This is a genomic window from Magnetospirillum sp., from assembly GCA_027532905.1.
GTDB lineage: Bacteria > Pseudomonadota > Alphaproteobacteria > CACIAM-22H2 > CACIAM-22H2 > Tagaea.
Window position 1 is genome coordinate 1,300,094 of the sequence record JAPZUA010000001.1, and the last position, 16,984, is coordinate 1,317,077.

The 16,984-nt window shown below is 65.0% G+C and carries 15 protein-coding genes and 1 other RNA gene; 3 read left to right on the forward strand and 13 right to left on the reverse strand.

Annotated features, from left to right (window positions below; genetic code table 11):
* Positions 1 to 6: 6 nt before the first annotated feature.
* The 4 genes from recR to ffs all read right to left on the reverse strand — a co-directional run bounded on the left by recR (position 7) and on the right by ffs (position 2,874).
* Positions 7 to 603 (reverse strand): recombination mediator RecR, encoded by a 597-nt coding sequence (gene recR, locus O9320_06290; protein ID MCZ8310442.1) that lies wholly within the window; start codon positions 601 to 603, stop codon positions 7 to 9.
* Positions 604 to 622: 19 nt separating this feature from the next.
* Positions 623 to 946: a YbaB/EbfC family nucleoid-associated protein gene (locus O9320_06295; GenBank protein MCZ8310443.1), complete on the reverse strand. Its 324-nt coding sequence runs from the start codon at positions 944 to 946 to the stop codon at positions 623 to 625.
* Complete coding sequence (locus O9320_06300; GenBank protein ID MCZ8310444.1) at positions 943 to 2,736, reverse strand: DNA polymerase III subunit gamma/tau; 1,794 nt, start codon at positions 2,734 to 2,736, stop codon at positions 943 to 945. The genes O9320_06295 and O9320_06300 overlap by 4 nt, the downstream gene beginning before the upstream one ends.
* 39 nt (positions 2,737 to 2,775) lie before the next feature.
* An RNA gene (gene ffs / locus O9320_06305) (signal recognition particle sRNA small type) lies at positions 2,776 to 2,874 on the reverse strand.
* Positions 2,875 to 2,956: 82 nt separating this feature from the next.
* Here ffs and nudC point away from each other — a divergent pair.
* Positions 2,957 to 3,856, forward strand: coding sequence for an NAD(+) diphosphatase (gene nudC, locus O9320_06310; protein ID MCZ8310445.1), 900 nt, complete (start codon positions 2,957 to 2,959; stop codon positions 3,854 to 3,856).
* A 2-nt stretch (positions 3,857 to 3,858) separates the two neighbouring features.
* A complete protein-coding gene (locus tag O9320_06315; protein MCZ8310446.1) occupies positions 3,859 to 5,088 on the forward strand; it encodes a tetratricopeptide repeat protein in 1,230 nt (409 codons plus the stop codon).
* On the opposite strand, the gene O9320_06320 is transcribed toward O9320_06315, so the two are convergent.
* The 8 genes from O9320_06320 to O9320_06355 form a co-directional block, all read right to left on the reverse strand.
* The gene (locus O9320_06320) at positions 5,058 to 5,909 is read right to left on the reverse strand and encodes an ABC transporter ATP-binding protein (GenBank protein MCZ8310447.1); all 852 of its coding nucleotides are present in this window, start codon (positions 5,907 to 5,909) and stop codon (positions 5,058 to 5,060) included. The two genes, O9320_06315 and O9320_06320, sit on opposite strands and share 31 nt — an antisense overlap.
* A gap of 82 nt (positions 5,910 to 5,991) precedes the next feature.
* Entirely contained in the window at positions 5,992 to 7,323 is a 1,332-nt protein-coding gene (locus tag O9320_06325; GenBank protein ID MCZ8310448.1) for an ABC transporter substrate-binding protein, read from the reverse strand.
* Positions 7,324 to 7,617: 294 nt separating this feature from the next.
* Complete coding sequence (locus O9320_06330) at positions 7,618 to 8,001, reverse strand: cytochrome c family protein (protein MCZ8310449.1); 384 nt, start codon at positions 7,999 to 8,001, stop codon at positions 7,618 to 7,620.
* 78 nt (positions 8,002 to 8,079) lie between these two features.
* A complete protein-coding gene (locus O9320_06335; GenBank protein MCZ8310450.1) occupies positions 8,080 to 8,463 on the reverse strand; it encodes a cytochrome c family protein in 384 nt (127 codons plus the stop codon).
* A gap of 103 nt (positions 8,464 to 8,566) precedes the next feature.
* The gene (locus O9320_06340) at positions 8,567 to 9,643 is read right to left on the reverse strand and encodes a branched-chain amino acid ABC transporter permease (GenBank protein ID MCZ8310451.1); all 1,077 of its coding nucleotides are present in this window, start codon (positions 9,641 to 9,643) and stop codon (positions 8,567 to 8,569) included.
* Positions 9,644 to 9,647: 4 nt separating this feature from the next.
* Entirely contained in the window at positions 9,648 to 10,583 is a 936-nt protein-coding gene (locus tag O9320_06345; GenBank protein MCZ8310452.1) for a branched-chain amino acid ABC transporter permease, read from the reverse strand.
* A gap of 10 nt (positions 10,584 to 10,593) precedes the next feature.
* On the reverse strand, positions 10,594 to 11,394 hold the full coding sequence (locus tag O9320_06350) for an ABC transporter ATP-binding protein (GenBank protein MCZ8310453.1): 801 nt from the start codon (positions 11,392 to 11,394) through the stop codon (positions 10,594 to 10,596).
* A gap of 2 nt (positions 11,395 to 11,396) precedes the next feature.
* Positions 11,397 to 13,382, reverse strand: coding sequence for an AMP-binding protein (locus tag O9320_06355; protein ID MCZ8310454.1), 1,986 nt, complete (start codon positions 13,380 to 13,382; stop codon positions 11,397 to 11,399).
* Between the two features lie 117 nt (positions 13,383 to 13,499).
* Here O9320_06355 and O9320_06360 point away from each other — a divergent pair, with 117 nt between their 5' ends.
* Positions 13,500 to 14,294: an alpha/beta hydrolase gene (locus O9320_06360; GenBank protein ID MCZ8310455.1), complete on the forward strand. Its 795-nt coding sequence runs from the start codon at positions 13,500 to 13,502 to the stop codon at positions 14,292 to 14,294.
* Between the two features lie 7 nt (positions 14,295 to 14,301).
* Here the strand turns inward: O9320_06360 and O9320_06365 are convergent, their stop codons facing one another.
* On the reverse strand, positions 14,302 to 16,764 hold the full coding sequence (locus O9320_06365; protein MCZ8310456.1) for an ATP-binding protein: 2,463 nt from the start codon (positions 16,762 to 16,764) through the stop codon (positions 14,302 to 14,304).
* Between the last annotated feature and the right edge of the window lie 220 nt (positions 16,765 to 16,984).

A 16,984-nucleotide genomic window follows, 5' to 3' on the forward strand; every position in this document is an offset into this window, starting at 1 on the left:
CGCCCTTCAGCTCAAAGCCCGGCGCGCTTTGAGGGCGGCGAGCAGCGTGCCGTCGTCGAGATAATCAAGCTCGCCGCCAACCGGCACGCCGTGCGCCAGACGGGTGATCGAAACCGGCGACTCCTTCAAGCGATCGGCGATGTAGTGCGACGTCGTTTGCCCGTCGACCGTCGCGTTGAGGGCGAGGATCAATTCGCGCACCTCGCCGCGCGCACAGCGTTCGACCAAGCTCGCGACATTGAGATCCTGCGGCCCGCGCCCGTCGAGGGCCGACAGCGTGCCGCCGAGCACATGATAGACGCCCTTGAAGCCCATCGTGCGTTCGATGGCCCAGAGATCGGCCACATCTTCGACGACGCAGACCAAGGCGCGGTCGCGCCGGTCGTCGGCGCACACGCTGCACGGATCGCGCGTGTCGAGATTGCCGCACACGCGGCACGAAACGATCGCGTCGGCCGCTTGGGTCAGCGCTGTCGCCAGCGGACGCAGCAGCAACTCTTTCTTTTTGAGGAGCTGCAGCGCCGCGCGGCGCGCCGAGCGCGGCCCCAGCCCCGGCAGCTTCGCCAACAGCCGCACCAACGCTTCGATTTCGGGACCGTTCATGGCGACGAAACGCGCTTCCTCAGAAGGGCAGCTTCATGCCCGGCGGAAGATTGAGCCCGCCCGTCATTTCGCGCATCTGATCGGAAGTCACGGCATCGACCTTGGCGCGCGCATCGTTGAGGGCGGCGACCAGCAGATCTTCGAGCACTTCGACGTCGTTGGGATCGACCAGGCTCTTGTCGATCTTGACGCGGCGCACGTCGCCCTTGCCGCCGAGCGTGGCCACGACCATGCCGCCGCCGGACTGGCCCGTCACTTCGAGGGCCGCCAGCTTCTCCTGCATCTCGGCCATTTTGCTCTGCATCTGCTGGGCTTGCTTCATCAGATTGCCGAGATTCTTCATTGCTCGTACTCCTGTTCCATATTGTCCGGCACGATCCAGGTCTCTTCGCCATCCGACCCGAACAGATCGTCGCCCGCCTCGACCGGGGCGGGGGCCGCAAATTCAGGGACTGCGGCCGCCGCCTCGTTGCCGCGCACGGCTTCGATGGCCGAGCCCTCGAACGCCGAAAGCACGGCCGCCACCAGCGGATGCTCGGCCGCCGCGCGCTTTTTGTCTTCGACGGCTTGGCTTGCCTGCTCGGCCAAGGTCGCGGCACCTGCCGCTTGCGTTTCCAGCGTCACAAGCCAGGTCTGGCCGGTCCATTCGCGCAGACGTTCGGCAAGCTGCGTGGGCAAGGTGAGATTGCGCGGCGCGTTGGGATAGGCGAACGACAAGCGCCCCGGCGCAAACGACACGAGCCGCACGCGACCATAGAGTTCGCCGTAGAGCAGGCCCTCGCGCTTGGCCTGCACCAGCGCCACAAGTTCGGCAAAACTCTGCGGCTGGCTTGCGACCGCATCGGCCGCCGGTGCTTCGCGCGGCTGGATGGCTGCTGCGGTTGCCGTGCGCCCGCCCGCGATCGCGCGCGGGCCCCCGCCGTTCCCGCCGCCGCCGCCGGGGCGCGTACCCGCACCGCCATCGCCGCCGGCCTTGGTGAGTTTTTCGACAAGATCGCCGGGGCTCGGCAGATTGGCGGCGTAGGCCAAGCGCACGATCAGCATCTCGAGAGCGGCAAGCGGCTGCGGGGCCGTCTGCACTTCGCCAAGACCCTTGAGCAGAATCTGCCACGCGCGTGCGAGCACGGGCACGCCAAGCGCTTCGGCCATTGCCCGGCCACGCACGCGCTCGGTCTCGGGCAGGCCCGCCTCGTCGATCAAGGCAGGGGCGACTTTGAAGCGCGTCAGCGCGTGGGCGGTGCCCAGAAGATCCTGCGTGACGACCAAGGGCTCGGCACCGCGCGCGTAAAGATCGCCCGCGCGCGCCAGGGCCGCCGGCGCATCGCCCTTCAGGATTTCTTCGAACAGATCGAAAATCTGCGCGCGGTCGGCCAAGCCCAGCAGCGTTTGGATCTGCGCTTCGCCGACCTCGCCTTCGACGGCGGCCAAAGCGCGATCAAGCAGCGACAAGCCGTCGCGCGCCGACCCGTCGGCCGCACGCGCCAGCAAGGCCGCGGCACCGGTCGCGATTTTTCGTCCCTCAAGTTCGGCAATATGGACCAGATGGCGTGCCAATGTTGCCTGGTCGAAGCGGCGCAGATCGAAGCGCTGGCAGCGCGACAGCACGGTCACCGGCACTTTGCGGATTTCGGTCGTCGCAAACAGGAATTTTGCGTGCGCGGGCGGCTCTTCGAGCGTCTTCAAAAGCGCGTTCCACGCTTGCGTCGACAGCATGTGGACTTCGTCCACGATGTAGATTTTGTAGCGCGCCGAAACCGGGCGGTAGCGCACGGCTTCGATGAGCTCGCGCACATTCTGCACGCCATTGTTCGACGCCGCGTCGATCTCGATCACGTCGAGATGTTTGTCTTCGGCGATCGCTACGCAATGTTCGCACACGCCGCACGGGTCGATCGTGGGCCCACCCTTGCCGTCGACACCGACGCAGTTCAAGGCGCGGGCGACGATGCGCGCGGTCGTGGTTTTGCCCACGCCGCGTACGCCCGTCAGCATGAACGCGTGCGCGATGCGGCCCGTTTCGATCGCGTTGGACAGCGTACGCACCAGCGCCTCTTGCCCGACAAGGTCGGAGAGCCGCGTGGGCCGGTATTTGCGTGCCAGGACCTGATAGGGGGCGGCTTGCGCGTCGGCCATCGCTGTCGCTGTTAGGAGGTTGGGTCGGGTGGGGAAAAGGGTGGGAGGCTGGACGTCGACCCGGGCGGAGACTCGTTACGGCTGCTTCCTTCCGGACCTGACCGGGTTGGCGAGGCGCTCGTCCGCCGCCAACCTCCCGCTTGCTATATAGCCCGCTTGGCCGCCGCCGCCAAGCCGCACTTGACGGGGCACGGCAATCGCCCGATGTATGGGACCAACCATGGAAAAACCCAATTTCTACGCGGCCCTCCCGCTCGACAGACAGGCCGAAAGACGCCGCGATGCGGCCTTTCTGGCCGACCGCCTGGCCCACGCGACGGCCTTGGCCGTGCCGGTTTGGCGCACGCGCAGCCTGATCCTCGAAACCGGCCCCGGCTTCCTCGCCCTGCACCAAATCGCACATCTGCAATTGCCGACGATGTATCTGGGCGAGCTCGAGGGCGCACCCTATTTCGCGGTCGACGCGAGCAAGCTCGAAGAGCCCGAACTTGCCGCGCACATCGCCCCGGCCGAGCGCTTCGTCGATCTGCGCGGGATCGGCGCTACCTTGCCGCATGCGCAAGGCGGGCTCATGGCCTATGCGCGCGGGCTGGCCTGGTGGAACCAGCGCCATCTCTTCTGCGGCGTGTGCGGTGCGCCGACGCGCAGCGAAGCGGCCGGCCATGTGCGCAGCTGCACGAATGCGGCCTGCGCCACCGACCATTTCCCGCGCAGCGACCCTGCCACGATCATGCTGATCGTATCGGGCGACAAATGCCTGCTCGGCCGCTCGGCGCGCTTTCCGTTTGCGATGTACTCGACACTCGCCGGTTTCGTCGAGCCGGGCGAAAGCCTCGAAGATTGCGTGCGCCGCGAGACGTTCGAAGAGTCGGGCGTGCGCGTGGGTGCGGTACGCTACCATTCCTCGCAGCCCTGGCCGTTCCCGGCCTCGATCATGCTCGGCTTCTACGGCGAAGCTTTGACGACCGAGCTCACGATCGACCGCGAAGAGCTCGTCGATGCGATGTGGGTCACGCGCGATTTCCTGCGCCAAGAGCATGATCCCGAAAAGTTCCGCCTGCCGCGCGCCGATTCGATCGCGCGCCGCCTGATCGAGGATTGGGTCGCCGAAAGGATTTGAGTATGGCCTCCGACCGCTACGGCAATGCGCTCGCCACCGACGCAACTGCGGCAGCGCATTACGTCGCCGGTGTGGATGCGCTGTTCGCGGCCGACATCGGTGCGGCCGAAGCCTTCGAAGCGGCCATCGCGCACGATCCTGAATTCGCCCTCGCGCATGCGGCATTGGCGCGCACGCACCAGATTTTCGGCAATCGGGCGGCCGCCAAAGCCGCAATCGCACGCACGCGCGAGTTGGCGCCGCGTCTTGCGGGCCGCGAAGCCAGCCACGTTGCCGCACTGGGCTTGGTGCTCGACGGGCAAGGCCCGGCCGCCCTTGCCGCCATCCACACGCATCTCAAAGAGTGGCCGCGCGACGCGATGGCGCTAGCCCCTTGCGTGGGCGTGTTCGGCCTCTACGGGTTCAGCGGGGCCAACGACCGGGCAGCGCAACTGCGCCAGATGCTCGACGAGCTCGCCGATGCGTACGGCGACGATTGGTGGTTCCTCGCCATGCAGGCTTTTGCGCATTGCGAGACGGGCGCCATCGGTTCCGCGCGCGCCAAAATCCTGCGCGCCCTTGCGCTGAACCCGCGCGATGCGCACGGGGCGCATATCCGAGCACACGTGCATTACGAAGCCGGCGAAGCGCAAGAGGGCCAACGCTATCTCGGTGAATTCGTCGCCGCCTATCCGCGCGAAGGGCTGCTGCATTGCCATATCCAATGGCACCGCGCTTTGTGGGCGCTGGCCGTGGGCGACACGCCAAACGCGTGGGCGCTCTACGACGCGAACGTCGCCCCCGGCGCCTTGTGGGGGCCGTCGCTGAACGTGCTGACCGACGCCGCCTCGTTCCTGATGCGCGCGACCCTCAAGGGCGCCACGCCGCCGCCGGGTGCGTGGGACAAGGTCTTGGCCTACGGCAAAGCCGAGTTCCCGCGTGCAGGCCTCGCCTTCGTCGATTTGCACATGGCCCTTGCTGCCGCCATGGCCGGCGACACGGCCGAATGTGCGGCGCGGGGTGCGGGCACACGCGGCCCCGCCCAACCGATGGTCGCGCGCGCCGCCGAAGGCTTTTCGGTCTTCGCCAAACAAGACTGGCCGCGCGCCATCGAAGCATTGGGGGCGGTCCTGCCCGAACACGAACGCTTCGGCGGCAGCTTGGCCCAGCGCGATCTTATCGAAGAAATGCTGGCAGCATCCCACCGCCATGCGGGGCGTAGCTACGCCAGCCAGCGCTTGCGGCGTTTATAGTGTTTGATGTCGCGGAAGGATTTGCGGCCCGCACCTGAGACGCCGAGATAAAACTCTTTGACGTCTTCGTTGCCGCGCAGGGCTTCGGCCGTGCCGTCCAGCACAACGCGGCCGTTTTCGAGAATGTAGCCGTAGTGCGCGTGGCGCAACGCGATCGACGTGTTCTGTTCGGCCAGCAGAAACGACACGTTCTGCTCGCGGTTGAGTTTTACGACGATTTCAAAAATTTCTTCGACGAGCTGCGGGGCCAAGCCCATCGAGGGTTCGTCGAGCAGGATCGTCTCTGGCTTCGACATCATCGCACGGCCCATCGCGACCATCTGCTGCTCGCCGCCCGACGTGTAGCCCGCCTGGCTTTTGCGCCGTTCTTTGAGGCGCGGGAAATAGCCGTAGACCATCTCCATGTCGGCGGCGATGGCCGCACGCCCGTCGCGGCGCGTGTAGGCGCCGGTGAGCAGATTTTCTTCGACCGTCAGATGGCCGAAACAATGGCGGCCTTCCATGACCTGGATCACGCCGCGGCGCACGAGCTCGTTGGGCGTGAGCCCGTCGATGCGCTGGCCTTTATATTCCACGCTGCCTTTGGTCACTTCGCCGCGCTCGGCGCGCAGGAGATTGGAAATCGATTTGATCGTCGTCGATTTGCCGGCCCCGTTCGCACCCAGCAGCGCCACGATGCCGCCCTTGGGCACTTCGAGGCTCACGCCCTTCAGCACCAGGATCACGTGGTCGTAGATCACTTCGATGTTGCGCACGGCCAAAAGCGGGGCCGGCGGCGGGTTCTGCAGTTTCTTTTCGAGCAAGGCGGCGTCGGTTGTCATCGCATCTGTCCTGCGCAAGAAAAAAGGGCGGACCGTTGCCGGCCCGCCCCCCAGTCAAGCCTTAGGCCACTTGAGCGGGCCTTTAGGATTGATTCGCGCAATCGCGCGGCGTGATGTTCTTCTCGCGTGCATACTGCATCGACGAGGCTTCGTACCCCTGGCGCAGCGCGGCACGGTTGGGCTCGATCCAATCCGAGACCCAGTTCCAGGCCTTACCGTCCCATTGCTGGATGCGGACAACGCCGCCGCCTTCGTGGTCGGCGCACGAGGTGCGCAGCGGCGGCATGAAGCCTTCGAAGCCCATGGCCGCAAGGCGCTGCGGCGACAGGTTCAGGTTCTCGAAGCCCCAGCGCACTTGCTCGCCGGTCATCGGCTTGTTGCCGTAACGCTCCTGTGCTGTGCGCACGGCTTCGACCACCATCGCGGCGTTGATCGCCCCGCGATTGTAGAGAACCGTGCCGACATGGCGCGCTTCGCCGGTCCCCTGGCCCGCCTTGATCACGGTCGTCTCGATGTCGCGCATGAATTTGTAGTCTTTGCCGGTCCCGTGGAAGTTCGCGGCCATGTAGCCCTTGGCAGCATCTCCGGGCGGGGTCACGTCCTGCTCGGAGCCGGCCCACCACACGCCGATGAACCGGTCGCGCGGGAAGCCCACGGCCGCCGCTTCCTGGATGGCGGTCGGGTTCATCACGCCCCAGCCCCACATGATCACGTAGTTCGGGCGAATTTGGCGGCCGATGCGCAGCCAGATCGCCTTCTGCTCCACGCCCGGATTCGGCACCGGGAATTCCGAAAGCTCGAAGCCTTCTTCCTTGGCCAGGCGCTGGATCACCGGCAGCGGTTCCTTGCCGAACGCGCTGTCGTGGTAGATGAACGAAATCTTCTTGCCCTTGAGGCTGCCTTTTTCCTTGGACTTCACGAACTGCAGGATCGCGTCCATCTGCGAATGGTAGGTTGCAGGCAGCGTGAACATCCACGGGAAGACGCGCCCGTCCGAGCCGTCCGAGCGGCCGTAGCCCGAGGTCAGCATCGGGATCTTGTCTTGCGCCGTGCGCTCGATCAGCGCGTAGGTGATGCCGGTCGACAGCGGCACGATGGCCGTCGCCCCCGTCGGGCCCTTGCCCTTCAGGCGCTCGTAGCATTCGACGCCGCGGTCGGTGTTGTAGGCGGTCTCGCACTCTTCATACGTGATGCGCACGCCATTGATGCCGCCGTCGCGCGCGTTGATCATCTTGAAATAGTCGAGGAAGCCGTCGGCGAACGGCGTGCCGTTGGGCCCGAACGGACCCGTGCGGTAGGAGAGCGACGGAATGAACTGCTCGTTGGCTTGCGCGTTGGCGACGGTCGGCACCGCGAACGGTGCGGCGACAAAGGCCGCAAGCGCAAGTGCAGACCCAATGCGGGCGAAATTCATGGGGCATTCTCCCTGTTGCAGCAATGGCGCCGGAAATTGCTCCGGCAGATCGTTGGCCGACCTTGAGCGAATACCCTACGCCAGTACGCGGCCCCTTGCCAAACGCTTTTGCGCGCACGCCCGATGAAACCTCAAGCGGCGACAGTCGCTGCAATGCGCGCCGTCCAACCCGAACGACAAAGGACCTTGCGAACGCCCGAAGCTCGGCGCGCCCGCAAGGCCCTTGTGCCCGACTGTCGCTGCAGCGGCGCTGCCGTCAGTGCGCCGAATGACGCAATTGGCATTGCGCAGTCGCTATTTCAGCGTCGCCAGATAGGCAATCAGATTGGCGCGCTCGTCGTCGTTGCGAAGGCCCGCATAGGCCATGGCAGTACCCGGCACGACTTCGCGCGGGTTCTTGATGTAGGGATCGAGCTTGTCCGCAGTCCAGACGATGCCGGATTCGGTGTTGGCTTTCGAATATTTGAAGCCTTCGACCGAAGCCGACTTGCGGCCGACAACGCCGGCCAAAGTGGGGCCGAGTTTGCGCGGGCCCTCGGCGGTCGGGTTGTGGCAGACCGAACAGGCGCGCTTGAACACGCCTTCGCCCGAGGCCGCATCGGCTGCCTGCGCTTGCGACACGCCCGCCAAAATCAAGCCCGCGACCGCCACCCCAAATGCCGCAACCAAACGCTTCATGTTTTCGTCCTCCACTGGGCGACTGTAAAATAAAGCCAAAACAAATCGGACGCGCGCTGCGCCGACTTGTTTGCGCGTTTACTTGAGGGTCGCGAGATAGGCGATCAGATTGGCGCGATCTTCGTCGTTGCGCAGGCCCGCATAGGCCATCGTCGTGCCGGGCACCACTTCGCGCGGGTTCTTGAGATACGGATCGAGCTTTTCAGCCGTCCACACGATGTTGGCTTCGCTGTTGGCCTTCGAATAGCGGAAGCCTTCGACCGTGCCGGACTTGCGGCCGACGATACCTGCCAGCGTGGGGCCGAGCTTGCGCGGGCCTTCGGCGGTCGGGTTGTGGCAGGTGGCGCAGACGCGCTTGAATACGTTCTCGCCGGCCGCCGCATCGGCCGCTTGCGCGCCCGCCGGCAGCATCGCCAGCAAACCGACTGCACCAAACACTGCCGCCATGCTCGTCTTCGACATTCTCGCGTCTCCGCCGTTTATTTGCGTTTGAGTTACCGGGATACTAGGGGGCGTTTGCGGCCAATTCAAGGCCGGGAAGTGGTTCAATTCGTCGCAGGATTCTTCAATGCGGGAAGGGCCATAGCCGCAGTTTTTCCTTCCCCAATTGCCAGAGCCGGGCAAGCCCGTGCGGCTCGACGATCAGGAAAAACACGATAAGTCCGCCGAAAATCATGAATTCGAGATGCGCGAGCGTGGAGGTCGTGACCGGCACGCCCATGGCTTGCGGCACGGCGCTGAGGAAAATCGGCAGCAGCACGATGAACGCCGCCCCCAAAAAGGCACCCAAGATCGAGCCGAGCCCGCCGATGATGATCATGAACAGGATCTGGAACGAACGGTTGATGTCGAAGGCGAGCGCTTCGACCGAGCTTGTATAGATGAAAGCCCATAGAGCACCCGCCACGCCGCAATAGAACGACGACACGGCAAACGCCAAAAGCTTGGTCTGCAACGGGCGGATGCCGATGATCTCGGCCGCGATATCCATGTCGCGGATCGCCATCCAGGCGCGCCCGATGCGCCCGCGCACGAGGTTTTTGGCAACCAACGCCAGCACGGCCACGAACGTAAGGCAGAACAGATATTTGGCCTCGGCCGTAGCCTCGATGCCGGTCACGTACCAGCCGAACACTTCGCGCGGCGGGGCGGAAATCACGCCCGACGGCGAATAGTTCACGAACCACGGCACCTTCGTGAACAGCCAGATCAAGAAGAACTGCGAGGCGAGTGTGGCGACCGCAAGATAGAAACCCTTGATGCGCAGCGACGGCACGCCGAACACCACGCCCACCGCCGCCGAAACCCCGCCGGACAGCAGGAACACAAGCACGATATTGAGTTCGGGGAACGCGGTCGCGAATTTGTAGGCGGCATAAGCGCCGCACGCCATGAAGCCGCCGGTCCCCAAGCTCAGCTGGCCGCAATAGCCCGTGAGGATGTTGAGACCGATCGCCGCCACCGAGAAAACCAGGAACGGGATGAAGATGGTCGACAGAAAATAGTCGCTCGCCGTGAGCGGTACGACCACGAACGCGACCGCGAGCAAAACCGCCATGCCGATGCGGTCTTGCAGGATCGGGAAAATGCCCTGGTCGGCCGAATAGCTCGTCTTGAATTGGCCTGCTTCGCGGTAGAGCACGGGATCAAACCCTCTCGATGATGCGTTCGCCGAACAGGCCTTGCGGCCGGAACATCAGGAAGAACAGCGCCAGGATATAGGCGAACCAGTCTTCGATGCCGCCGCCGATCTTGGCGGCCCAAAACACTTCGGCGACTTTTTCGCCCACACCGATGATGAGGCCGCCGATGATCGCCCCCGGAATCGAGGTGAAGCCGCCCAGGATCAGCACTGGCAGCGCTTTGAGCGCGATGAGCGCGAGCGAGAACTGCACGCCGAGCTTCGAGCCCCACATGATGCCGGCCACCAGCGCCACGATGCCCGCAACCGACCACACGATGACCCAGATCGTCTGCAACGGAATGCCGACGGATTGGGCCGCCTGATGGTCGTCGGCAACGGCGCGCAGCGCGCGGCCGATGCGCGTCGATTGGAAGAAAAACGCGAGCACGCCCACCAACGTGCCCGCCACGAGGGCCGCCACGATGTCGAACGTGTTCACAAGCACGCCGCCGATTTCGAGCGGATCTTTGGGGATGCCGATATCGAGGCGCTTCACGTCCTCGCCCCAGATCATCTGGAAGAAGCCGTCGATGAAAAACGTGATGCCGATCGTGGCCATGAACAGGATGATCGGTGCTTGGTTCACGAGCGGGCGCAGCACGATGCGCTCGATCGCGAAGGCAAGGGCAACCATCACGCCGAGCGTCAAGATCAGCGACAGCCATTGCGGCACGCCCAATTCGTGGAAGCCTACGAAGGTGAGGGCCGCGCACAGCACCATCGCCCCTTGCGCGAAATTGAACACGCCCGAGGCTTTGAAGATCAGCACGAAGCCCAGCGCCACGAGGCTGTACATGACGCCGGTGAGGATCCCGCCGACCACGACCTCGATAAAGAAGATCGGGAACTCCCAGATCTCTTTGAGCGGCCCGAACAGAAAATCGATCATGAAATCCATGGCGGACCTTTCAACCGTGGCCGGTGCCGAGATAGGCCGCGATCACTTTGGGATCGGCTTTGACCGTGTCGGGCGTGCCGTCGGCGATCTTGCGGCCGTATTCGAGCACGACCACACGGTCGGAAATGTCCATGACCACGCCCATATCGTGTTCGATGAGGGCGATCGTGGTGCCGAACTGCTCGTTCACGTCGAGGATGAAGCGGCACATGTCCTCTTTCTCCTCGAGATTCATGCCCGCCATCGGCTCGTCGAGCAGCAGCAATTCAGGCTCGGCCGCAAGGGCACGCCCGAGCTCGACGCGCTTCTGCAGGCCATAGGGCAAGCGGCCGACCGGCGTTTTGCGGATCGCCTGGATTTCGAGGAAGTCGATCACGCGCTCGACCGTCTCGCGATGCGCGATCTCTTCGGCCTGGGCCGGGCCCCAATGCAGGCACTGCCAGAAGAAGTTGCGCTTCATCTTGAGCAGGCGCCCCGTCATGATGTTGTCGAGCGTCGACATGCCCTTGAACAACGCGATGTTCTGGAAGGTGCGCGCGATACCGCCGCGCGCAGCCTCGTAGGGGCGCATCGCCCCGCGCACCACGCCCTTGTACGAGATGCGGCCCTGGCTTGGCTGGTAGAAGCCGTTGATGCAGTTCAGCATCGAGGATTTGCCGGCCCCGTTGGGCCCGATGATTGCGCGGATTTCGCCCTTTTTGATGTCGAACGACACGTCGGTCAGCGCTTTCACACCGCCAAAGCCGAGGCTGACATTGTCGACCCTCAACAACGTGTCGCCGATCGTGCGGGCGATATGTGCGCGGCCCATCTTCAGCCCGCCTTCTGCAATGCCGGTGCGGGTACGGCCACCGGGCGGTGGGCGGCAAAACGCGGCACGTCGCGGATCGCGAGATCGGCTTCGATCTTGCCCGTGCGCCCGTCTTCGAACGTGACCACGCTCGAAATGAAAGCGCGCTCGGCGCCCGAATAGAGCCCGTCGATCAACGGCGCGTAGCGGTCGGCGATGAAGCTGCGGCGCACTTTGCGCGTGCGCGTGAGTTCGCCGTCGTCGGCGTCGAGCTCCTTGTGCAGCAACAGGAAGCGCCTGATCTGGCTGCCCGCGAGATTGGCGTCTTCCGCCAAATCGCGATTGACCTGCTCGACGCATTCCAGCGCCAGCGCCTGCACCTCGGCCTTGGCGGCAAGCTCTTGGTACGAGGCATAGGCAATGCCCTTGCGCTCGGCCCAATTGCCGACCGCGTCGAGATCGATGCACAGGATGCACGACACGTAATCGCGCCCGTGGCCGAAGGCGACGGCCTCTTTGACGTAGCTGAAAAACTTGAGCTTGTTCTCGATGTATTTGGGCGCGAACAAGGTGCCGTCGACCAGGCGACCGACGTCTTTGGCGCGGTCGATGATCTTGAGATGGCCGTCTTTGTCGAAGAAGCCCGCATCGCCGGTGAGGTAGTAGCCGTCCGGCGTTTTGGCCGACAGCGTCGCCGTGTCGTTTTTGAAATAGCTCTGGAAAATGCCAGGCGACTTCACGAGCACTTCGCCGCTTTCGGCGATTTTGATTTCTACACCCGGCGCGGGCACCCCGACCGTATCGGCTTTGATCTGCCCGTCGGGCTGCATGCACACGAAGACGCTGGCCTCGGTCATGCCGTAGAGCTGTTTGAGATTGAGGCCGAGCGAACGGTAGAAGTCGAAAATATCGGGGCCGATCGCTTCGCCCGCCGTGTAGCCCACGCGCATCTTCGTGAAGCCGAGCGTGTTTTTGAGCGGGCCGTAGACCAAAAGTTCGCCCAGCGCATAGAGCAGCCGGTCGACAAGGCCGACTTGCTTTTTGTCCATCAGCGCAATGCCAGCCGTTTTGGCGAGCCGCATGAAATAGCGATACATCGCGCGCTTGGGCGCGCTTGCGTCTTCCATGCGGATCGAAACTTGCGTGAGGATGTTCTCGAAAATGCGCGGGGGTGCGAAGAAGAAGCTCGGGCCGATCTCGCGCAGATCGGTCATCACAGTCGCCCCCGATTCCGGGCAGCTCACGCAGAAGCCCGCGACGTAGGCTTGCGCGTACGAAAACACATGGTCGCCGACCCACGCCATCGGCAGATAGGCGAGGATGTCGTCGGTTTCGGTGAGGCGGTCGAAATCGACGGCACTCTGTGCCGTCTTGATCACGTTGTCGTAGCTCAGCAGCACGCCCTTGGGCTGGCCCGTGGTGCCGGACGTGTAGAGCATCACCGAATGGTCGCTGCCCTGGCCCTTGGCGATTTCGGAATCGAGAAAGCCCGGATCGGCGGCGATGCGCGCATCGCCCTGCTTGGCGACGTCGGCGAGTGCCACAAGCCCCTCGTCGCCGTAGCCGCGCATGCCGCGCGGATCGTTGTAGGCGATGGTGCGCGGCAAGCCGGTCTTGGCGCGGATCGCGAGCAGCTTGTCGACCTGCTCCTGGTCTTCGACGACCGCGAGCCACGCCTCGGCATGCGCGATCACATAGGCCATCTCGTCGGCGACGGCATCTTGGTAGACCGGGACCGGAATGGCGCCGAGCATTTGGGCGGCACAGATCGACCAGTAAAGCTGCGGCCGATTGTCGCCGACCAGCACGATCTTGTCGCCGCGCGCCACGCCCAGGACCGCGAAGCCTGCGGCCAGGCGCCTTATCTCGGTTGCCATCTCGGCCCAGCTCCAGCTTTGCCAGATGCCGAAATCCTTTTCGCGCATGGCCGGGCGCGCGCCTCGCGACCGCACATTGTGCGCGAGCAGCTTCGGGAACGTATCGAGCCTTGGATCGCGGGCCGAAGTCATTTCAGGAGACGGGGCGCATTAATGTGCATGACGGATCAGGCGTGTAGCTCCCTGGCGGCAAATCGGGCTATGTTTTTTCGCCCTTGTCTTCCTGCCACTTAATTCGAAAGCCGCAACTTGGTCAAGCAAAGCTCGATCTTCGCGTGCGACAGCGGTGCGGGGTCCGTGCGGGTGCAACGCCTGAACGAGGCCGCCGCCGGCCGGCCGGTCGTGTTCCTGCACGAGGCCCTCGGATCGATCGCCCTGTGGCGCGACTTTCCGGCTGCCTTGTGCGCGCGCATTGCACGGCCCGGCATCGTCTACGAACGGCTCGGGCACGGCCAATCGGACCCGTTGCCGGGGCCGCGCGCACCGCGTTATCTGCACGACGAAGCGCAGGCCTTGCTGGCACTGCTCGACCGGCTCGACGTGGCCGAGGCCGATCTTGTCGGCCATTCCGACGGCGGCTCGATCGCGCTGCTGGCAGGGGCCGCCGCCCCGGATCGGTTCGGCAGCATCGTCACGATCGCAGCCCACGTTTATGTCGAAGAATTGACGCTTGCCGGCATTCGCGCGGCGGTCGAACTCTACAAAACGACCGATCTGCGCCGTCGCTTGTCGCGCTACCATGGCGCGCAGACCGATGCGCTGTTCGCCGCCTGGGCCGAGACCTGGCTGTCGGCACCGTTTGCGGCCTGGAACATCGAGGCGGATCTCAAGACGCTGACAGCCCCCGTCCTGGCCGTGCAGGGCGAAAACGACGAATACGGCACGCTCGACCAGCTGCGGCGCATCGGCCGCGCCGTCGGCGGCAGTTGCGAAACCTGGGAAGTTCCGGGCGCGGCCCACCAGCCGCAATTCCAGGCGGCAGAGGCGATGCTCGCACGGCTTGCGGCGTTTCTGGAACCGCACGCCCCGGACTTGGCTCTTTAACGCCGCTTCAGCGCGCGACCGCACGCAAAGGCGCTGCATCCGCGCGCAAGCGCGACGTGGGCAACCAAACGGTCGCAACAGTACCGACCCCCAGCGTGCTCTCGATGCGCAAGGCGCCGCCATGCAGCTCGGCCAGGCGTTTGCTGATCGACAGCCCAAGGCCCGTGCCGCCGAATTTGCCCGCAATGCCGTCCGCCTGGCGGAACGGCTCGGTCACGTGCGCAAGCGCTTCTGGCGCGATGCCGATGCCGTTGTCGGCGACCGCGAATTCGAGGCCATCTGCCACGCGCCGCACGGCGATCAGCACATGGCCGCCGGCATGGCTGAATTTGATCGCGTTCGACAGCAGATTGATGGCGATCTGGCGCAGCGCCTGGCTGTCGGCGTAAAGCCCGACGTCGGCGGCGGGTGCGATATCGAGGGCGAGCTCGACATTGGCGACCTGCGCGTGGCCGCGCATCAGGCGCAGCAGATCGCGCGCGAAATCGACGACCGACATCTCGACTTCCGAAAGCGTGTAGCCGCCCGCTTCGATTTTCGACATGTCGAGCACGTCGCCGATGAGCCCGACGAGATGGCGCCCCGAGGCGGCAATGTCGCGCGCGTAGCTCGCATAGCGCTTGTTGCCCACGGGCCCGAACAATTCGCCCTCGATCACTTCGGAAAAGCCGATGATCGCATTGAGCGGCGTGCGCAGCTCGTGGCTCATGTTGGCGAGGAACTGGGATTTGGCGCGGTTGGCGGACTCGGCCGCGTCGCGCGCCTGGCGAAGCGCCGTCTGGGTTTCGATCGCCGCCGTCACGTCGGCGCGGAAACCCACGATGCCGATACCCGGCACGCGGCGCTCGAGCGTCGAGATCCAGCGCCCGTCGGCGACCTGCAGCAGGCGCGATTCGCCGTCGGCCGCAAGATGGCGGCGCACGCGCTCGGCAACCCAGGCTTCGCCTTCGAACCCCGGCTCCGGCGGCTCGCCCTTGACCATCGACGCGCGTACGAGATCGGCGAACGTGAGCCCGACGATGGCATTGGGATCGTCGCCGGTCGTGAAAATCTGCGCATAGGTGCGGTTGGCAACGACCAGACGGTCGTTGTCATCGAACACGGCGAAGCCTTCGGGGATCGAATCAAGCGCCGCGCGCAGCAGCGTTTCGGCCGCAATCGACTTGCGCTCGACGGCTTTGAGCTCGGTGATGTCGACCGCAACCGTGACCACGCCCTCGGTTTTGCCGTCGGGGCCGATCAGCGGCACTTTCTTGGCGTAGAAACTGTGCGGGCGGCCGTCGATGAAAAACGTGTCTTCGCGGCTGTCGACGACCCCGTCCGCCATGGCTTTGCGCTCGCGCGCGCGCACTTCCTCGGCGAACTGCGCATCCGTCAGATCCTCGATACGGCGGCCGATCGCCTCCGTCTGCGACACGCCGAACAGACGTGCGGCGAATTCGTTGACCAGCGTGTAGCGCCCGTCGAGGTCCTTGGCATTGACGATGGCCGGCATCGCATTGATGACCGTGTGCAGGCTGCGCTGGGCCGCCAGCATGCGGCGGCGCTGGCGCACGCGCAGCGCATCGAGCCTGCCGAGCCATGCGATCTGGCGATGCAGAAACGCAGCAAAGCCCAGCAGCACGGCCAGTCCGACGATCGTGACCGTCGCGCGCAGCGCGATCGAAGCGCGATACGGCCGAAGATACGATTCGTGCCAGTCGAGGACGGAAGCGCGCAGCGGCAGGGCGGCAAAATCGTAGGCCGCCAGCACATAGCCGTCGCGATGCTCGAATGCCGCCGCAAACCAATGTTCGACCGGCGGGCGCACATGGGCGAGCGTGCCCGCATCTGCCAAGTGCGGCGGATAGGCGGCAACGATGTTGCCGGCCGTATCCTGCAGCAAGGCGCCGACGAGGTTCGTGGGCGATGCGGCCAAGGAGGCGCGCAGAAAATCGGTATCCACCCGCGCGACGACAGCGCCGCCGCGCACGCGCCGGACGACGTCGATCTGCGGCACGGCATCGGCCGCCGCTTCGATCCGCAGACGGCCGGGCGGGCTTGCGCGCAATGCGTCGGGAAATGCCACCATCGTGGGTTCGACACCGTCGTCGCGGAAAATTCGCCCGTCGAGGCGGTGGAAAACGACGGCGCGCAAGCTCGGCACCACCGCGCGCACGATCCGGGCTTGGGCCAGCACCTGGGCCACCGCCGCGTCGCTCGCAGCCTCGGGCAACCGCTCGAGTTCGTCGCCGATTTTGACGAGCAAGGCCGTCGCCGTTTCGAGCGTTTTGGCGGCGTGTTCGTGCAGCACATGCGCTTCGGCTGCGGTCTGGCGCAGGGCGGCATTCTGCGCGCGCGCATAGGTTCCGGCCGTCAGGTCGGAAAACAGCCACGCCGCCGCCGCGACGACCAGGACCGCAAAAAGCCCCAGAATCCGGCGTTGGCGCCGCGCGCTGTAGCTGCGCGCGAATGTCGGTCGCTTGCGCACCGCCGCCGGCGGCCGCGATTCTAGGGACGCAGTGGAAATTGCGGTTTCCTCAAATTCCGGCTGCGCCGGGCGACAGTCTGGCGCTGCCTCGTTTACATTGTCATCATAGTAGCGCCCAATTCGTTAACAGGTCGTTTACCCTCTGCCCGGCACCCCGGCGCACCGCTTCAATCCCGTGCGCAGCCGTGCTATGCCAACGACGCGCGCCGGAAGGCCGGTG

Excerpts from the sequence above, each read along its gene's own strand:
- recR (MCZ8310442.1), bottom strand. The coding sequence starts at position 603 with ATGAACGGTCCCGAAATCGAAGCGTTGGTGCGGCTGTTGGCGAAGCTG.
- O9320_06295 (MCZ8310443.1), bottom strand. The coding sequence starts at position 946 with ATGAAGAATCTCGGCAATCTGATGAAGCAAGCCCAGCAGATGCAGAGC.
- O9320_06300 (MCZ8310444.1), bottom strand. The coding sequence starts at position 2,736 with ATGGCCGACGCGCAAGCCGCCCCCTATCAGGTCCTGGCACGCAAATAC.
- nudC (MCZ8310445.1), top strand. The coding sequence starts at position 2,957 with ATGGAAAAACCCAATTTCTACGCGGCCCTCCCGCTCGACAGACAGGCC.
- O9320_06315 (MCZ8310446.1), top strand. The coding sequence starts at position 3,859 with ATGGCCTCCGACCGCTACGGCAATGCGCTCGCCACCGACGCAACTGCG.
- O9320_06320 (MCZ8310447.1), bottom strand. The coding sequence starts at position 5,909 with ATGACAACCGACGCCGCCTTGCTCGAAAAGAAACTGCAGAACCCGCCG.
- O9320_06325 (MCZ8310448.1), bottom strand. The coding sequence starts at position 7,323 with ATGAATTTCGCCCGCATTGGGTCTGCACTTGCGCTTGCGGCCTTTGTC.
- O9320_06330 (MCZ8310449.1), bottom strand. The coding sequence starts at position 8,001 with ATGAAGCGTTTGGTTGCGGCATTTGGGGTGGCGGTCGCGGGCTTGATT.
- O9320_06335 (MCZ8310450.1), bottom strand. The coding sequence starts at position 8,463 with ATGTCGAAGACGAGCATGGCGGCAGTGTTTGGTGCAGTCGGTTTGCTG.
- O9320_06345 (MCZ8310452.1), bottom strand. The coding sequence starts at position 10,583 with ATGGATTTCATGATCGATTTTCTGTTCGGGCCGCTCAAAGAGATCTGG.
- O9320_06350 (MCZ8310453.1), bottom strand. The coding sequence starts at position 11,394 with ATGGGCCGCGCACATATCGCCCGCACGATCGGCGACACGTTGTTGAGG.
- O9320_06355 (MCZ8310454.1), bottom strand. The coding sequence starts at position 13,382 with ATGACTTCGGCCCGCGATCCAAGGCTCGATACGTTCCCGAAGCTGCTC.